The 15,994-nt window shown below is 46.1% G+C and carries 12 protein-coding genes; 7 read left to right on the top strand and 5 right to left on the bottom strand.

All coding sequences use genetic code 11. From position 1 onward, the window contains the following. Positions 1-20 precede the first annotated feature (20 nt). From maiA to hppD, 4 genes are read right to left on the bottom strand one after another with little or no spacing between them, the layout of a single operon-like run. On the bottom strand, positions 21-689 hold the full coding sequence (gene maiA, locus R7D93_RS08830; protein ID WP_017820906.1) for a maleylacetoacetate isomerase: 669 nt from the start codon (positions 687-689) through the stop codon (positions 21-23). A 21-nt stretch (positions 690-710) separates the two neighbouring features. Next, the gene (locus R7D93_RS08825) at positions 711-1,748 is read right to left on the bottom strand and encodes a fumarylacetoacetate hydrolase family protein (RefSeq protein WP_213868426.1); all 1,038 of its coding nucleotides are present in this window, start codon (positions 1,746-1,748) and stop codon (positions 711-713) included. 9 nt (positions 1,749-1,757) lie between these two features. After that, positions 1,758-2,888, bottom strand: a complete 1,131-nt coding sequence (locus R7D93_RS08820; protein WP_005377834.1) for a homogentisate 1,2-dioxygenase — start codon at positions 2,886-2,888, stop codon at positions 1,758-1,760. Continuing rightward, positions 2,881-3,954, bottom strand: coding sequence for a 4-hydroxyphenylpyruvate dioxygenase (hppD, locus tag R7D93_RS08815; RefSeq protein ID WP_005377835.1), 1,074 nt, complete (start codon positions 3,952-3,954; stop codon positions 2,881-2,883). The genes R7D93_RS08820 and hppD overlap by 8 nt, the downstream gene beginning before the upstream one ends. 538 nt (positions 3,955-4,492) lie before the next feature. Here hppD and R7D93_RS08810 point away from each other — a divergent pair. From R7D93_RS08810 to R7D93_RS08780, 7 genes are all read left to right on the top strand, one after another. Next, positions 4,493-5,599, top strand: a complete 1,107-nt coding sequence (locus tag R7D93_RS08810; protein ID WP_213868425.1) for a M20/M25/M40 family metallo-hydrolase — start codon at positions 4,493-4,495, stop codon at positions 5,597-5,599. Positions 5,600-5,863: 264 nt separating this feature from the next. Next, on the top strand, positions 5,864-7,474 hold the full coding sequence (locus tag R7D93_RS08805) for a peptide ABC transporter substrate-binding protein (protein ID WP_213868424.1): 1,611 nt from the start codon (positions 5,864-5,866) through the stop codon (positions 7,472-7,474). 145 nt (positions 7,475-7,619) lie between these two features. Beyond that, positions 7,620-8,540 carry an oligopeptide ABC transporter permease OppB gene (oppB, locus tag R7D93_RS08800; RefSeq protein ID WP_225495594.1) on the top strand — a complete coding sequence of 307 codons (921 nt, stop codon included), beginning with the start codon at positions 7,620-7,622 and terminating at the stop codon, positions 8,538-8,540. 9 nt (positions 8,541-8,549) lie between these two features. Continuing rightward, positions 8,550-9,482 (top strand): ABC transporter permease subunit, encoded by a 933-nt coding sequence (locus tag R7D93_RS08795; RefSeq protein WP_005377839.1) that lies wholly within the window; start codon positions 8,550-8,552, stop codon positions 9,480-9,482. 10 nt (positions 9,483-9,492) lie between these two features. Then, positions 9,493-10,476: an ABC transporter ATP-binding protein gene (locus R7D93_RS08790; protein WP_225495593.1), complete on the top strand. Its 984-nt coding sequence runs from the start codon at positions 9,493-9,495 to the stop codon at positions 10,474-10,476. 9 nt (positions 10,477-10,485) lie between these two features. Next, entirely contained in the window at positions 10,486-11,478 is a 993-nt protein-coding gene (locus tag R7D93_RS08785; RefSeq protein ID WP_005388959.1) for an ABC transporter ATP-binding protein, read from the top strand. Further along, on the top strand, positions 11,478-13,274 hold the full coding sequence (locus tag R7D93_RS08780) for an aminopeptidase P family protein (RefSeq protein ID WP_225495592.1): 1,797 nt from the start codon (positions 11,478-11,480) through the stop codon (positions 13,272-13,274). Before R7D93_RS08785 ends, R7D93_RS08780 begins: the two co-directional genes overlap by 1 nt. A 161-nt stretch (positions 13,275-13,435) precedes the next feature. On the opposite strand, the gene R7D93_RS08775 is transcribed toward R7D93_RS08780, so the two are convergent. After that, a complete protein-coding gene (locus R7D93_RS08775) occupies positions 13,436-15,880 on the bottom strand; it encodes a collagenase (RefSeq protein WP_225495591.1) in 2,445 nt (814 codons plus the stop codon). Positions 15,881-15,994 lie beyond the last annotated feature (114 nt).

The raw sequence follows: 15,994 nt of genomic DNA, 5'->3' as shown, positions 1-15,994 counted from the left end.
TACATTATGTATGCTAAGAATCAACTATTAGCGTCTGGCTGATTCTCTGGCATCGCATCAATAAAAGCTGGCAGTTGATTGCATGACTGCACAACAGCGTTAATGGTTGGATAAAGAGAGGTATCTACACCAAAGCGTTGCGCGTTATAAAATTGTGGTACCAGACAAATATCGACAATAGATGGCGAGCTTGTCAGGCTAAACTTACAATCACCATTTAGTTTACGATGCTTCTGAAGTTTCTCTTCTAATGCCGTAAAACCTTTGTGGATCCAGTGATGAATCCAGGCGACTTTGCGCTCTGGCTCGCAAGCTAACTCCCCCTCTAAATACTGTAGAACTCTTAAGTTATTCAGGGGATGAATCTCCATTGCAATATCCTGAGCCAAAGCTAGCGCTTGGTATCGAAGCGGCGTTTGCTCGGGGATCACGGTGACATCCGGGTAGTGTTCTTCTAAGTATTGAATGATCGCCAGTGACTGGGTTAACTGAACCTCCCCATCCACCAGCAAAGGAACCAGTTCAGAAGCGTTTAACTCATGGTACTCGTCACTGTGTTGTTCGCCACCATTGCGCACCAAGTGTACCGATTTTGAATCATACGATAACTCTTTAAGATTCAAACAAATACGCACACGATACGCCGCTGAAGACCGCCAATATCCGTACAAAACCATGCTATCGCTCATATCGTCTCCCAACCAGCACTGTTAGTGCTTGAGATATTGGCTAACTTGTTGGTCAATCGAACCGAATATGTTGTTGCCATCCGCATCGAACATTTCCAATCTAATTGAATCTCCAAACGACATGAAGTTAGTCGACGGCTTACCATCACGAATGGTTTCAATCATGCGAACTTCCGCGATACATGAATAACCAACACCACCCTCCTCAATCGAAGTGCCATGTTCGGTGCCTTGCTTATTAGATACCGTGCCAGAACCTATAATTGCCCCAGCAGATAGCGGGCGCGTTTTAGTCGCATGAACAATTAAGTCTGCAAAATCAAACGTCATATCGATACCCGCATTTGGGCGACCAAACGGCTTGTGGTTGTATGTCGAGACCAGTGGTAAATGCACTTTGTTTTCGTACCACGCATCGCCTAGTTCGTCAGGTGTTACTGCCACAGGAGAAAACGCAGAAGAAGGTTTAGATTGGAAAAAACCAAACCCTTTAGCTAATTCTGCGGGAATTAGCCCACGCAGTGAGACATCATTCACCAGCATGATCAAACGAATCGACTCCTGAGCCTCTGCAACACTCGCGCCCATTGGCACGTCACCAGTTACCACAGCAACTTCACCTTCGAAATCAATACCCCATTCATCACTCGCAAACTCGATGTTGTCACAAGGTCCAATAAAGGCATCAGAGCCTCCTTGGTACATCAACGGGTCCGTCCAAAAACTCTCTGGCATTTCAGCGCCGCGAGCTTTTCGAACCAACTCAACGTGGTTTACGTAAGCACTGCCATCAGCCCACTGATAAGCGCGAGGAAGCGGCGACTCACAGTAGTGCGCTTCAAACTCTTCATACCCTGCAACCGTGCCATTGTTCAGTGCAAGGTATAGCTCTTCCAGTTGTGGTGCTAGCGTATCCCATTTATCAAGCGCCACCTGCATCGTCGGAGCTAAGTTCATAGGGTGGAAAATTTCTGTCGCAGGTACGCAGCGCGTTAAGTCTTTGCTCACGACCATCAACAAACCGTCACGAGTGCCATTTTTCTTGGTTGCTAATTTCATCCTTGCCTCTTACTTCTCTTGCCAGCTATAGACGTATTCTTTGTTTTCTACTTTTTCCAGCTCATCCGAAAACTGAAGTGCGTGACGCGTATCAATCATGACCGCGACTTCGTCGGTGAAAGTCTTCTTATGCTCTCGCCCTGCTTTGAATGCTTTCGGGTGAGGACCATGCGTAAATCCTGCTGGATGGAATGTCACCATGCCTGCTTCAATGTTGTCACGGCTGAAAAAATCACCTGCATGGTAGAACAAGACTTCGTCATAATCGTCATTGTTGTGGTAGAACGGTACTTTGAGCGCTCCAGGATCACTTTCAATTGGACGAGGAACGAAGGTACACACCACAAATCCTGCTCCTACAAATGTAGTATGTGCAGAAGGCGGTAAATGGTAACGATGTGACATAAGTGGACGAATATCACGCCAGTTCACTTTTACTACCGCCAAATCACCATGCCACCCAATCGCATCCAACGGGTTGAATGGGTAAGTGATAACACTGACTTTATCGTGGCGTTTCACCTGAACCTGTGTTTGATTCTCAGAATATTGAGCACGGAACTGATCGTTGATCGACGGCGTTTCTAGAACCGCCGGATCAAACACCGCGTGGTTTCCAACCATGCCTTTTTCGGGCAATGTATAAGCCGCATCGGTGTTTTCGATCATCAGAATGAACATCGGCTCGCTTGGCTCTAAACGCCAGCTCGTTGAGCGCGGGATCATGACATAATCCCCTTCGCTCACTTTCAAATGACCATAATCACAGTAGAGATCTGCCGTACCTTGGTGGATGAATAGCAGTTCGTCGCCATCTGCATTTCTCACCAAGAAGTCCATTTTTTCATCCATACGCCAAACACGAACTTTACAATTCGCGTTGTGTAATAGATGCGGGACTGCCCACGGGGTAATATGGCTGGCTTTCTCAACTAGATTAAAATCGAACGCTCGTGGACGTAGCTCTCCCTCCCACTCAGACCACCCCGTTGGGGCATGTTGATGATGAAAATGTGTTGCGGGGCCGAAGAAGCCACTTCGACCTGCCTCACGTTCATAAATTGCCTCTTCCGGGAAGTCAGCATGCGCTTGTTTAGAGCACACTCCCTCCCGTTGAGGGAATGTGATCCATTTATGCATCGCTCAATACTCCTCGGCGAATTTGGTCTTCTTCTATCGATTCAAACAACGCTTTGAAGTTACCCTCGCCAAAGCCTTCATTGCCTTTACGTTGGATGATTTCGAAGAACACAGGGCCGATAACGGTTTGAGTAAAGATTTGTAGCAAGATGCCATCTTTCGTTGGCGCACCATCAATAAGAATCTGCAAATCACGAAGCTTGCTTACATCTTCACCGTGGCCTTCAACACGCTGATCGACTTTCTCGTAATAAGTATCTGGCGTTGGCATAAAGTCCATGCCTCGCTCACGCAAGGTTTTGACCGTTTCGTAGATGTCGTCAGTGGTCAATGCGATGTGTTGAATACCTTCGCCATTGTATTCACGGATAAACTCTTCAATCTGTGATTTATCATCTGACGACTCATTGATAGGAATTCGGATTTTGCCGCAAGGTGCGGTCATCGCACGGCTGACAAGACCAGTCAGCTTACCTTCGATATCGAAATAACGAATTTCGCGGAAGTTACCAATGCGCTCATAGAAACCAGACCAGACATCCATGTTGCCTTGCTTAACGTTGTGCGTTAAGTGGTCGATTTCGTAAAGACCAACATTCGCTTTTGATAAACGTTCATCAGCATCATCATAAAAACGAAAATCGACATCATAAATACTCTGCTTTCCATAACGATCGACAAAATAAAGCAAGCTTTCACCGATGCCATAAATAGCAGGAATGCTTAGCTCCATCGGCCCAATTTCCGTTTTATATTCTTTACCGCCATTCTCTAACGCATGCGCCAGAGCAACGGTGGCGTCTTTCACACGAAATGCCATGCCACAAACCGACGGACCGTGAACTTTGGCGAATCCCTCAGCTTGGCTATGCGGCTGCGCATTCACAATAAAGCTAATGTCACCTTGTCGATATAACCACGCTTCTTTTGAGCGATGCTTTGCAATTTCCGCAAAACCTAACGATATAAACAGATCTTTAAGCTGTTGAATGCCTTTGTTGTCAGCAGCGGTATATTCAACAAACTCAAATCCGTCTGTTCCTAGTGGGTTATATGCATCAACCATGACTTTCTCCTTGTCTCAGTAGCTTTTGTTTGGACTTATTTTTCTAACTTGGCGCAGGTCTTGAGAAATTGGAATACGTGGGGAGAAATCTTTACCTTGGCGATTTTTACGCATAATTGTAAAATATATGTTACATACAGGAGGCGCGTCGAATCCACTTTCGTAAACATCAAATAAACTGCTTATTTTCAATATATTAGATTGATATTTTCGGCTTTACGCCAACACATAAAATGTAAACAAGTTGTTACTTTGGCATTTTATCTTGGCAACGTAGCTCAAAAAGCAAAAGGGGATGGAAAGTCTATTGCACCCTATCTCTATCCGATTTATTCATTTGATCCTGCAAAACATCAAAAGTAATGTTTCGTGACGCTTCATACAGTTCGAAAGGCTCATCGGTCAGAATCGTGTCATGGATACCCCTTTATTGATTCACCTCAGTTTTATTTAAAAGTAACTGTGCCATAAGTGGTGCTCTGTTCCCTATCGAGCCGAGCCACAAGGCTTCACGCTCGATCAGAAAAAGAGACATCTAATGACACACATCAATCAAGAACGCTTAGTTGAACATTTTTGCCAACTGGTACGTATCGATAGCGAATCAACAAACGAAAAACAAATTGCAGAAACACTGGCAGAGCAGCTAGGCGACCTAGGCTTTACCGTGCACAAGCTTCCAGTACCTAAGCACATTTCTAACGGCTTTAACGTGTACGCCCGTTTAGACGGCAAAAAAGATGGCTCTATCCTAATGAGCAGTCATATGGATACAGTCACACCGGGCATTGGCATTGAGCCAATCATCGAAGACGGCGTTATCCGTTCAAAAGGCAATACGATTCTTGGTGGCGATGATAAATCTGGTATTGCTGCCATCATGGAAGCCGTTCGTTGTATTCAAGCGGAAAACCTTGAGCACAAAACGTTAGAACTTGCTTTCACCGTGTATGAAGAAGGCGGTTTATTCGGTTCACAATACTTCGATATGTCACACGTCACTTCAACGGAAGCAATCGTGTTAGATACGGGTGGTCCTATTGGCACTATTGTGACCGCAGCCCCAGGCCAGCAAAAAATCGTGGCAACAATCAAAGGTCGACCAGCACATGCAGGGCTTGCGCCAGAAGAAGGCATCAGTGCGATCATGGTGGCGGCAGATGCCATCAACCAAATGAAGCTGCTTCGCATCGACGAAGAAACGACAGCCAACATCGGTATAGTGAATGGCGGTCAGGCCACAAACATTGTTATGCCTGAATTAAAAATCGTGGCAGAAGCACGCTCCCTGAATGGCGATAAACTAGATGCTCAGGTCAATCATATGATCTCAACATTAGAGTCTGTCTGTGAAAAACACGGTGCAGAAGTCGACATTGAATCTAGCCGAGCCTACGACGCTTTTGTTATTGAAGAAAACCACCCGCACGTAAACGCTATAAAAGCAGCGTTTTCAGAGTTGGGAATTGACGCCTTCACAAAAGGCACTGGCGGCGGTAGCGATGCCAACAACTTTAACAAGAAAGGTCTCACAACGGTCAATCTTTCAACTGGCATGGCAAAAGTACACACGACAGAAGAGTTTATCGCGGTAAGTGATATGGTCAAAATCACTGAGTTCGTGAAACATTTCCTAGTCAGTTAACGTCATGCCTTTTGAAGAGCAGACTGACTATCTTCCCCTTCTAGCCTGTGCTTGAAGGGGATTTTAATTTGTATCGAAGCAAAATTACTTCCCGTCATGCCAACTTGATATCAGATCTTCAAAGAAATTCCCCTAGCTCACTTTTTGAGACTAGACAGCTCAACACCTGACACCCTGTTACAGTAATGTTAAAACTCGATTGTGTAGACAATTTATACAATATACATTTTTGGCATCTTTCAGGATGAAAAGAGTGAGACAAGGATGAAATTACCTAAGTTGCTTTTATTAGCGTCGATGATGAGTCCAATACTGGCAACATCAAGCTATGCCGCGCCGTATCCCGTAGGTGTGACCCTCGATGAGACACAAGAAATTACGCTAAACAATGGGGCTGAAGTTACTTCTATTGACCCAGCCAAGCAAGCCGCAGAGCCCGCTTTTAATCTCGGTCGAGACCTGTTTGAAGGTCTGGTCATTCAAGATAAGCAAGGTAAAACCATTCCTGGTGTTGCTGAATCTTGGTCAGTCAATGACAACAATACGGTTTATACCTTCCACTTACGTGATGCAAAATGGTCAAATGGCGAAACGGTCACTGCACAAGATTTTGTCTACAGTTGGCAACGCTTACTGAATCCAAGCACTGCTTCACCGTACGCTTGGTTTGCAGCCATTCCAAATATCGAAAACTCGCAAGCCATTATGAAGGGCGAAGCCGAGCCTGAGTCTTTGGGCGTGAAGGCGCTGGATGAAAAAACATTCCAGGTTACACTCGAAGAGCCTATTCCCTTCTTTACGAAACTATTAAGTCATCCAGTGCTTGCCCCCGTTCATAAAGCGACCATTGAAAAACATGGCAACCGTTGGACCCAGCCTGAGCATATCGTTACAAATGGTGCGTTTACTGTCTCTGAATGGAAAGTTAACGAAAAACTGGTGATGGTTAAAAATACACATTATTGGGACGCAAGCAATGTAGTGCTGGAAAAAGTCACCTGGCTACCAATTGGTGATGCAAACGTAGTGCTAAACCGCTACCTAGCTGGTGAGATAGACCAAGCGGTTTCCATTCCTGCCGCTCAGAAGAAAAAGTTAATTCAACAACGCCCACAAGAAGTGGCAAGCACCAGTGCGTCTCTTGGCTCCACATTCTATTACCTCAACACTCAACAAGGGCCAACAAAAGACGTGCGGGTTCGTAAAGCCCTCTCATATGCCATTGACCGTCAACTGTTAACGAGTGCTATTTTGAGAAACGGTGGGGTTCCAATGTATACCCTTGTGCCACCTCAAACAGATGGTTTTAAATCTCACACTCCTGAGTTCGCAACTTGGAACCGCCATAAACGTATCGAAAAAGCGCAGCAATTACTGTCAGAAGCTGGATACGATAAAAGCAATCCGCTTAAGTTAACGTTTACCGTACCAACTTTCTCGATGGACGTAAAAATGGCAACCACCATGGCAGGCATGTGGAAAAGCCGATTGGGTGCGCAAGTCACGATAAAACAGCTAGAACCGAAAGTGTTCTACGCACTTAAAGAGCCGACCGACATTACTCGCGGCGGCTGGACGGCCGACTACAATGAAGCCTCTACATGGTTGGATATCTTCGTTTCTAGTGGCGAGTACAACGATTCTCGTTATAACAACCCGCAATACGACGAGTTAATGGCTCGCTCAAAGACCATGAGCAACCCATCAGAACTGTATCTACAAGCAGAAAGCATGCTGATTGAAGACATGGCCATTATTCCTATTTATCGTCCGGGTAACGATCAATACCTCATCAAGCCTTACGTGGGCGGCTACGAACTGACAAACCCTGAGTCGTCGTACTACCGCAAGAATGTCTATGTGAAAGCCCACTAAAAGCATGTTTTCGGTCTGAGTCGGCAAGTTCAATGTTTACTTGCCGTTCCTCATATCTCTCGGTGGAGAAGGCAACCTGAGCTCAGACCATTTTTTTATTCATAACCGTTCGAAGTGATTTCGGATGACCAAAGGATGATGGATCATGATTTGGTACATTGTTAAGCGATTAGCTATCGCTATCCCCACGCTTCTATTCATCGCACTCGTATCATTTTGGCTGATGCACATTGCACCAGGGGGGCCATTTGATATGGAACGGCCTATGCCAGAAGTGGTACGTGCGAATATCGAAGCAAAATTCCATTTGGACCAGCCCTTTCTTACTCAGTTTTGGATTTACATTGGTAATTTCATACAAGGAGATCTCGGTCCGAGCTTCGTTTATCAAGACTTCAGTGTTACACAGCTCGTCGCACAATCATGGCCAGTTTCAGCAGTATTAGGCGTACTCTCCTTTTGCATTTCCGTTCCACTTGGCATGTTGCTTGGCACCATTGCGGCATTGAACCGAAATAGCCGCCTAGATTACGGCCTGATGACACTTTCGATGACTGGAGTTGTGGTTCCGGCTTTCGTGCTTGCTCCAGTTTTAGTCATGATCTTCGCCATTCAGCTCGGCTGGTTCCCTGCTGGTGGTTGGGAAGGAGGAAAGCTGACTTTTCTTGTTCTTCCCGTGCTCAGCCTGGCGATTGGCTCCATTGCGAGTATTGCACGCGTCATGCGTGGCGCAATGATTGAAACGCTCAACCAACCATACATTCGAACGGCAAAAGCCAAAGGTTTGTCCACAACCTACATTTTATTCCATCACGCTTTGCGACCATCCCTGATTCCCGTCGTTGCGATGCTCGGCCCTGCGTTTGTGTCTGTCGTGACAGGCTCGGTGATTATCGACATTTTCTTTGGTACAGGTGGCATGGGACAACACTTTGTGTCTGGGGCTCTCAACCGCGACTACGGCCTAGTAATGGGCATTACTCTGATTGTCGCTTCACTCACTATCTTCTTTAACCTTGTGGTCGACTTGCTATATACGATTATCGACCCTCGTATACGCGTTTAGGAGTCCGGCATGTTAACGATCAAAAAACTGGATACACAAGCTCTTCAAGATCAAGTCGTCGACAATATTGAAGCCGTCGAAGGTCGCAGTCTTTGGCAGGATGCATGGACTCGATTTCGTAAAAACAGAGCCGCGATGACATCAGTGTATGTTTTGGCTTTCATTACCTTATGCATCACTTTCGGCCCCTCTCTTGCCGCTTTTGGCCATGATGAAATTGACTGGGAAGTGCTAATCGATCCATACGAGCTAGGGAAACCTTCACTGAGCAGTGGCCATTACTTTGGTACCGATGATCTCGGGCAAGATGTCTTTGCTCGCACGATGCAAGGCGGCAGGCTCTCTATTTTGGTGGGTTTTGTCGGCGCCTTAGTCGCCGTTGTTATTGGTACGATTTGGGGAAGTATTTCCGGCTATCTTGGCGGCGTTGTCGATAGCGTAATGATGCGCATTATTGAGGTGCTCGATTCGGTGCCATTTATGTTTATGGTTATCCTGTTTGTTACCCTTTTTGGCAACAACATCTACCTGATTTTTATCGTGATCGGAATGGTATCTTGGCTGGGCATTGCCCGTGTTGTACGTGGTGTCACCTTCGGTCTAAAAAAGCGAGAGTTCATCGAAGCCGCACACTCTATTGGGGTTTCTAAATTGACAATTGTCCGACGCCATGTTCTGCCTAATGTGCTTGGGATCGTGATGGTTTACTCCTCCTTAATGGTACCTGGATTCATTATGTTCGAATCGTTTTTAAGCTTCTTAGGGCTTGGTGTTCAACCACCAGACACGAGCTGGGGAATCCTAATTTCCGAAGGCGCAAAAACGATTGACGTGGCATTGTGGATGCTGCTTTTTCCCTCTCTGTTTTTAGTTGCCACCCTCTTTTGTTTTAACTTCATCGGCGATGGCTTGCGTGATGCTCTTGACCCGAAAGACCGATAAGGACAAACCCATGCTATCTATTGAAAACATGAACGTGCGCTTCGATACGCCAGATGGGCAAGTGCAAGCGGTCAGTAATCTCTCCTACTCGATTAAAGCGGGCGAAACTCTTGGGATTGTTGGGGAATCAGGTTCGGGAAAAAGCCAGTCTGTTTTCGCATTAATGGGGTTAACCGCGGACAACGGCGCCGTGTCTGGCAGCGCGATGTTCCACGGTGATGATTTACTCGCGATGTCTAAAAAGCAGCTCAACCGCATCCGTGCAGAGAAAATCGGAATGATCTTTCAAGATCCGATGACGTCACTTAATCCATTCATGAAAATTGGCAAGCAGCTTTGTGAAGTTCTCATGATTCATAAAGGAATGAGCCGAAAACAAGCAAAAATTGAATCGATTCACATGTTGGATGCGGTGCGTACTCCCTCTCCCGAAACTCGGATGAATCAATACCCTCACGAATTATCTGGCGGAATGCGTCAGCGAATCATGATAGCGATGGCGTTGTTGTGTAAGCCCGAGTTGTTAATTGCAGACGAACCAACCACCGCATTAGATGTAACCGTTCAGGCTCAAATTTTGACGCTATTACGAGACTTACAACAAGAGTTCAATACGGCTATTTTACTGATCACTCACGATATGGGCGTCGTCGCCGAGATGTGTGATCGCGTATTGGTCATGTATGGTGGTCAAAAAATGGAGCAATCCGATACCGAGACATTGTTCGCTCAACCTGCGCACCCCTATACTCAAGGTCTGCTAAAGGCTATTCCTTCTATCACTGAAGATATGCCGCGTTTACCAACCATCCCAGGTAACCCACCAAGTGCGTTGATTAACCATAAAGGGTGTCCGTTTAGAGAGCGGTGCGAGCATCGAGAGACGCGTTGCCAATACGAAACCCCACGGTTTTCTCCATTAAACACGAGCCAGTCCATTGCCTGTCACGTTAACGCACCCAGTGTTATCACTCCCATTCAAATAAAAGCTTAAGGAGGCGTTATGAATAAAAAAGAAGTCCTCATGTCTGCTCGTGATTTAAACGTCCACTTTCCTGTTTCACGTCATCTTATTCCAAGTCGACGTAAAATCGTGAAAGCGGTCAATGGTATCGACTTAGATGTTTACCGAGGTGAGACACTTGGCATTGTGGGGGAATCAGGCTGCGGAAAATCAACACTTGCACGCGCCTTACTTCGCTTAATTGAACCTACACATGGCGAGTTGACTTGGAAAGGTCAAGACATGCTCGGGTTTAGTAAAAAAGAGCTTTCCTCTCGACGCAGAGAATTTCAGATGGTGTTTCAAGACCCATCCGCTTGTTTGAATCCGAGGTTAACCATCTCAGAATGCATCGCCGAACCACTGCTCACCCACGAGCCAAAGCTTAAACGGGCAGAGGTAGAAAAGCGTGTCATCGCTATGATGGATAAAGTGGGTCTCTTGGCGAGCCAGCGAAACCGCTATCCACATGAATTTTCCGGAGGTCAATGCCAGCGTGTGGGCATTGCCAGAGCATTAATTCTCAATCCAGATTTGGTCGTGTGTGATGAACCCGTTAGTGCACTAGATGTCTCCATACAAGCTCAGGTCATCAATCTTCTAGATGATCTTAAACAAGAAATGGGGTTAACACTGGTGATGATTGCGCATGACTTAAGCGTGGTGCGCCATATCAGCGACCGCGTTATGGTGATGTATCTTGGTAAACCTATGGAAGTAGGACGTTACGATAAAGTATTTGATGATGCACAACACCCCTACACCAAAGCACTGTTATCTGCTGTCCCGATAGCTAATCCGCAATTAGCACGTGACCGTGAAATACAACTATTGCCCGGCGACCTTCCTTCTCCACTTAACCCACCTAGCGGTTGCGTTTTTCGTACTCGATGCCCAGAAGCAACAGAAGTATGCGGGCAACAGAACCCAATAAAAACAGGCTCGGAGCAGCATCATATCTATTGCTCAAATATGACTTTAGGAACCATTTAATGAACAATACTAACTCAGTAAACCAACGCCTTACGTTATTGCGTGAGGCAATGTCCTTTCACAACGTGTCTGCATATATCGTGACCAACAATGACCCACATAACAGTGAATACTCAGCGGATCATTGGTTAGCGCGAAGCTGGATTTCAGGTTTTACCGGCTCAGCAGGCGATGTCGTCATTACCCAACAAGGTGGTGGCCTGTGGACTGATGGTCGTTACTATATTCAAGCTGAAGAACAGTTACACGGCACAGGACTTGAACTGTTTAAAGCCAAACAACCAGAAACGCCGACAGTTGCCAAATGGCTGGCTACCACGCTCCCAGAAAACAGTATTGTCGCGGTTGACGGGCGCGCCATCAGTTACGCTTTTTATCAAGGCCTCAAACAAGCCTTTGAAACGAAAAACATTAAGATCATTGTCGACCTGGATTTACTCACACCGATTTGGCTTGAAAGACCACCTCGCCCAAGTGCACCCGTATTCGAGCACCCCACCGCTTTTGCTGGCGTTGACACTGAAAATAAGTTAGCGAGAATCCGTTCTTGGTTAACCGAGAACCAAGTAGATAGCTTATTAGTGTCAACGCTAGATGATGTCATGTGGACAATGAATATTCGAGGTGGTGATACGAATTACTGCCCAGTTTCTGAAGCCTATCTAGTCGTAGAGCAATCACTTGCGACACTGTTTATTGATAAAGCCAAACTGCCTCAAGACGTTGAAAGAGCGCTGACCGAGCAGAGTGTACACATTCGCCATTACAACTACGTAAGTCAGTATTTGAATCAGCAATGTGAGGGATTATCGCTCGCTTTTAACCCGACCCACACAGACAGCTTATTGGTGAGTTCGATTGAAGGGAATGTGAATCTAAAGCCAATGGCTTGCCCTGTAACGGCAATGAAGGCCATAAAAAATGCGACCGAGCTAACTAGCCTAGAACAGGCATTAACAGATGATGGTGTGGCAATCGTAAGGTTTATGAACTGGCTCGAAGAGCAAGTTCCAAGCGGACTCGTTACAGAATTGTCTGCTGAGGCACAACTGAATCACTATCGCCGTCAAACCCGACATTATGTGAGTGACAGTTTCCGCACTATCGCAGGCTTCGCAGCTCACGGGGCAAAAATGCATTATGCCGCCGATGAAGAAAGCAATGCGGCAGTCAATGAAAGCAACTTCTTTCTCGTCGATTCTGGTGGCCAATACCTTGGCGGGACAACAGACATCACCCGTACTTTCCACTTCGGGTCACCGACCATTAAGCAGCGCAAAGATTATACCTTGGTGCTCAAAGCGGTCATCCGACTGACTCAGACTCGATTCATGAAAGGCTCTACGGGTGCCAATCTTGATATCATGGCGCGTGGCGTCTTATGGCAACATGGTATTGATTACAAGTGCGGCACTGGACACGGCGTGGGCATTTGCTTGAATGTTCACGAAGGCCCACAAAATTTCTCGCAAAGCCACCACGAGGTTGAACTAAAACCGGGTATGGTCATTACTAATGAACCAGGCGTTTATCGCGAAGGTGAGTATGGGGTAAGAATAGAGAACATTCTTAAAGTTGTAGAAGTAGAACAAAATGAGTTCGGCACGTTTTACGGTTTTGAGACCATCACTCTTGCTCCAATTGCGACCAACGCCCTTGATTTATCAATGCTAGATCAAGCAGAGCTAGACTGGCTCAATCATTACCATTCACGAGTCTATCAAGCACTTAGCCCTTTTCTTGATACGCAAGATAAAAACTGGCTTCAACGCACAACCCAACTTATTGAGAAATAGGATATCAGCAAGCTTTATAACGTTTTCATTTTCATCTCAAACTCCTTGTTTGCCAGCCTTCGGGCTGGTTTTTTTTATAGAGATAACGGCGTGAAAAACAAAAACGCCCCGCAATGTTAGCGAGGCGATCAATTAAATTAAAATGATGCAGTTAAAATGCCCTACTGACGACACTTCTGAGCATCAAAATCAACGACGATGGCGGCATTCTCAAAGTCACCAGAGACTTTAACGTAGCCCCAGTAGTTACTCTGATTTGACAACGTAATACACTCTCCATTACCAATATTATCTGACCACCCGTGAAGATTAGTACCATCCGGCCAACCAGAGTTACTGTATTCAAGCTTTAGGTTGCCCGTACCGTTTCCCGTCGTTATCGCCAGATTTGAGCTCTCATTCACCGCTGGCACGCTCAGCCAAATGGTTTGTTGATTTCCCAAGCAAACGGGCTCTCCTGCTGTTAGGCGCCCACCGCTTACTTTACTTTGCACCGCGCAGTCTTGTGGCAATGTGTCATTACCGCCCAACGTTGAGATAACAACACTATGAGTGGCGGTTGCCGTCAAGCCTTCACTGTCTGTCACACTTAGACTGACCGAATACTCCCCTTCACTCCCATATTGGTGCGTCGGCTTGGTTTGTGTACTTGTCGAGCCATCACCGAAGTCCCATAAGACGCTGACGATCTTCCCGTTTGGGTCTGTACTGTTTTCACTGCTAAATGTAATGCTTTCACCGACTTTCCCCTTACTGTTTGCGGTTATGACTGCATTAGGTGCACCATTTGAGACAAGGGCTTGCTGCCACTGCTCAAACTCACTTTGATACAAATTCGCCCATTGGGTGATCGTGGCCTTGTAATTGCTCCAATTCCCTTGGCGCGTTTCCACCAGCATTTGGTTTACGTCATCTTTATGATTTTCAAACATAAAACGTACAGCTAAGTACCCCCAACGATAAATTCGATCGACATCAAACCCATCATAAGTAGTCTCGAAAATCTCACTTAAGGTATATGTCGAGCCGTCTAGAATCGTCTCAAGTGCTGCTTGGTTGTCATTTTCTTGAGCGACATACTCTGCAATGCCTTCACTCCACCACACTATTTTTTCAGTTGGATGACTAAACCCTCCATAGAGATCAAATCGACCATCTAAGTAATGCACGTATTCGTGCTCTAAGTTCCAGACAAAGTGATCCGCGTTCGCATAAGAGGCTTCATAAGCAATAAAGTTGGGAATATTCCCCGGCTGGGAAGGCTCGCCCTCCAAGTACATACCGCCATTGTCAGTACTAATATCGAAAATTGGCCCTGCGTACTTACCATAATCGGTGCTTGAATCGAAGATATTGACTTGGAGCTGAGTATTGTGGTCATTTTTTACTGGCTGTTCACCAGTTTCTAAAGACTGATGAAAGTAACCCTCTTCGTAACCCATTTTAGAACATGCGGCCGCGTGTTGCTCTTGCGTCATATTCTGGGACAATATTCGAATTGTCGGACTACAGGTATAAGTTTGCGATAGCACCAAGCCTTTTAGCTCAGTTTCGAAATTACAAATTCCGAACTCACTACAATCTGCGTAATATGAGGCGGTGTCCGCCGCCGCAAGCCAAACCGAGTCACCCCGACCATACATTTCATACTGTTCAAAGATTCGACTCAGCTGACTCTTCACCACAGAACTCGCGTTACCCGCATACTTGGTCAAACGCCCGAGCTCTCGCCCCGCATTCGCGGCCATAAACTCATCTTCAGCACCGATTGATGACGCCCTTAGAGCGAAATCGCCTAAAGCTTTGGCAAGGTCCGTTTGGTTGCCAATTATTTGCACAAATTGCTCGTTCCACTGCCCACCAAACAAAATAGTAAAAACACCGTTAACCGCATTGCGCATATACCAGTGCTGGGCGTATTGATCATTCCAACGAGTAAGCCACTGGGTCACTTGCGGTAAGTACGCGTGCTGCAAGCCCGCACTATCCATAGTGATGATGACCTCACTAAGCACTTTGCCGTGACGATCGCTGTTCTCGTAGAAGTTTGCGTTGTTAACAAATGCATCCACTGATTCTTTCACCGCTGGTGTGACCCATTCAATAAATGAGATGTTGTCATTGTAAAACTCGGCGTAATAACCCGCGCGTAAGTATAAGAACAACGTTTCTAGTTCATCGCTCCCGCCACCCATATAACCCTTCGCCAACGTCGTAGTGTGCTTAGCGATGTTGTACATATGATCGGAGCTAAATACCGACTCCTGAACCCGACTTTCAGCAGAGAATAACTGGTTCACGCACGTCGCGCCCTGACTTAAAATTTCGCCGATCAATTGGTTACTGCTTTCGGTAACCAATGCTTCCAAATCACAAGCAGTGCTCGACTCATCAAGGCTTTCAAGTGACTGTACTCGAGTTGCCTTGGAGGGCTGAACAGGGAGAGTTGCGGTTGGTTGGTATTCAACTCGATTGGATTCAACACCGTGTGTATGAGCCGAATGTGCATGTTGCTCTGTAACTTGAGAAACTGGCTCGCTTAACGCAAATACGCCAGTGCTGGTTAATGTTGTCGCAATCGCGACACTCAAAGTCTTCAGTTCCATCTAATTTCTTCTATATTGAGTTTTCCTTAAATGCATTACGTCTTTTGCATCGCCACTGCCCTTATTACTGCAAGAGCATCTCCATATAATCTACTCGCAAGACAAGATGAAACA

This window comes from Vibrio sp. YT-15 (assembly GCF_033337445.1).
In the GTDB taxonomy this organism is placed as follows: domain Bacteria; phylum Pseudomonadota; class Gammaproteobacteria; order Enterobacterales; family Vibrionaceae; genus Vibrio; species Vibrio alginolyticus.
Note: the sequence above shows the minus strand (reverse complement) of the source record. Positions and strands in the feature narration are given on the sequence as shown.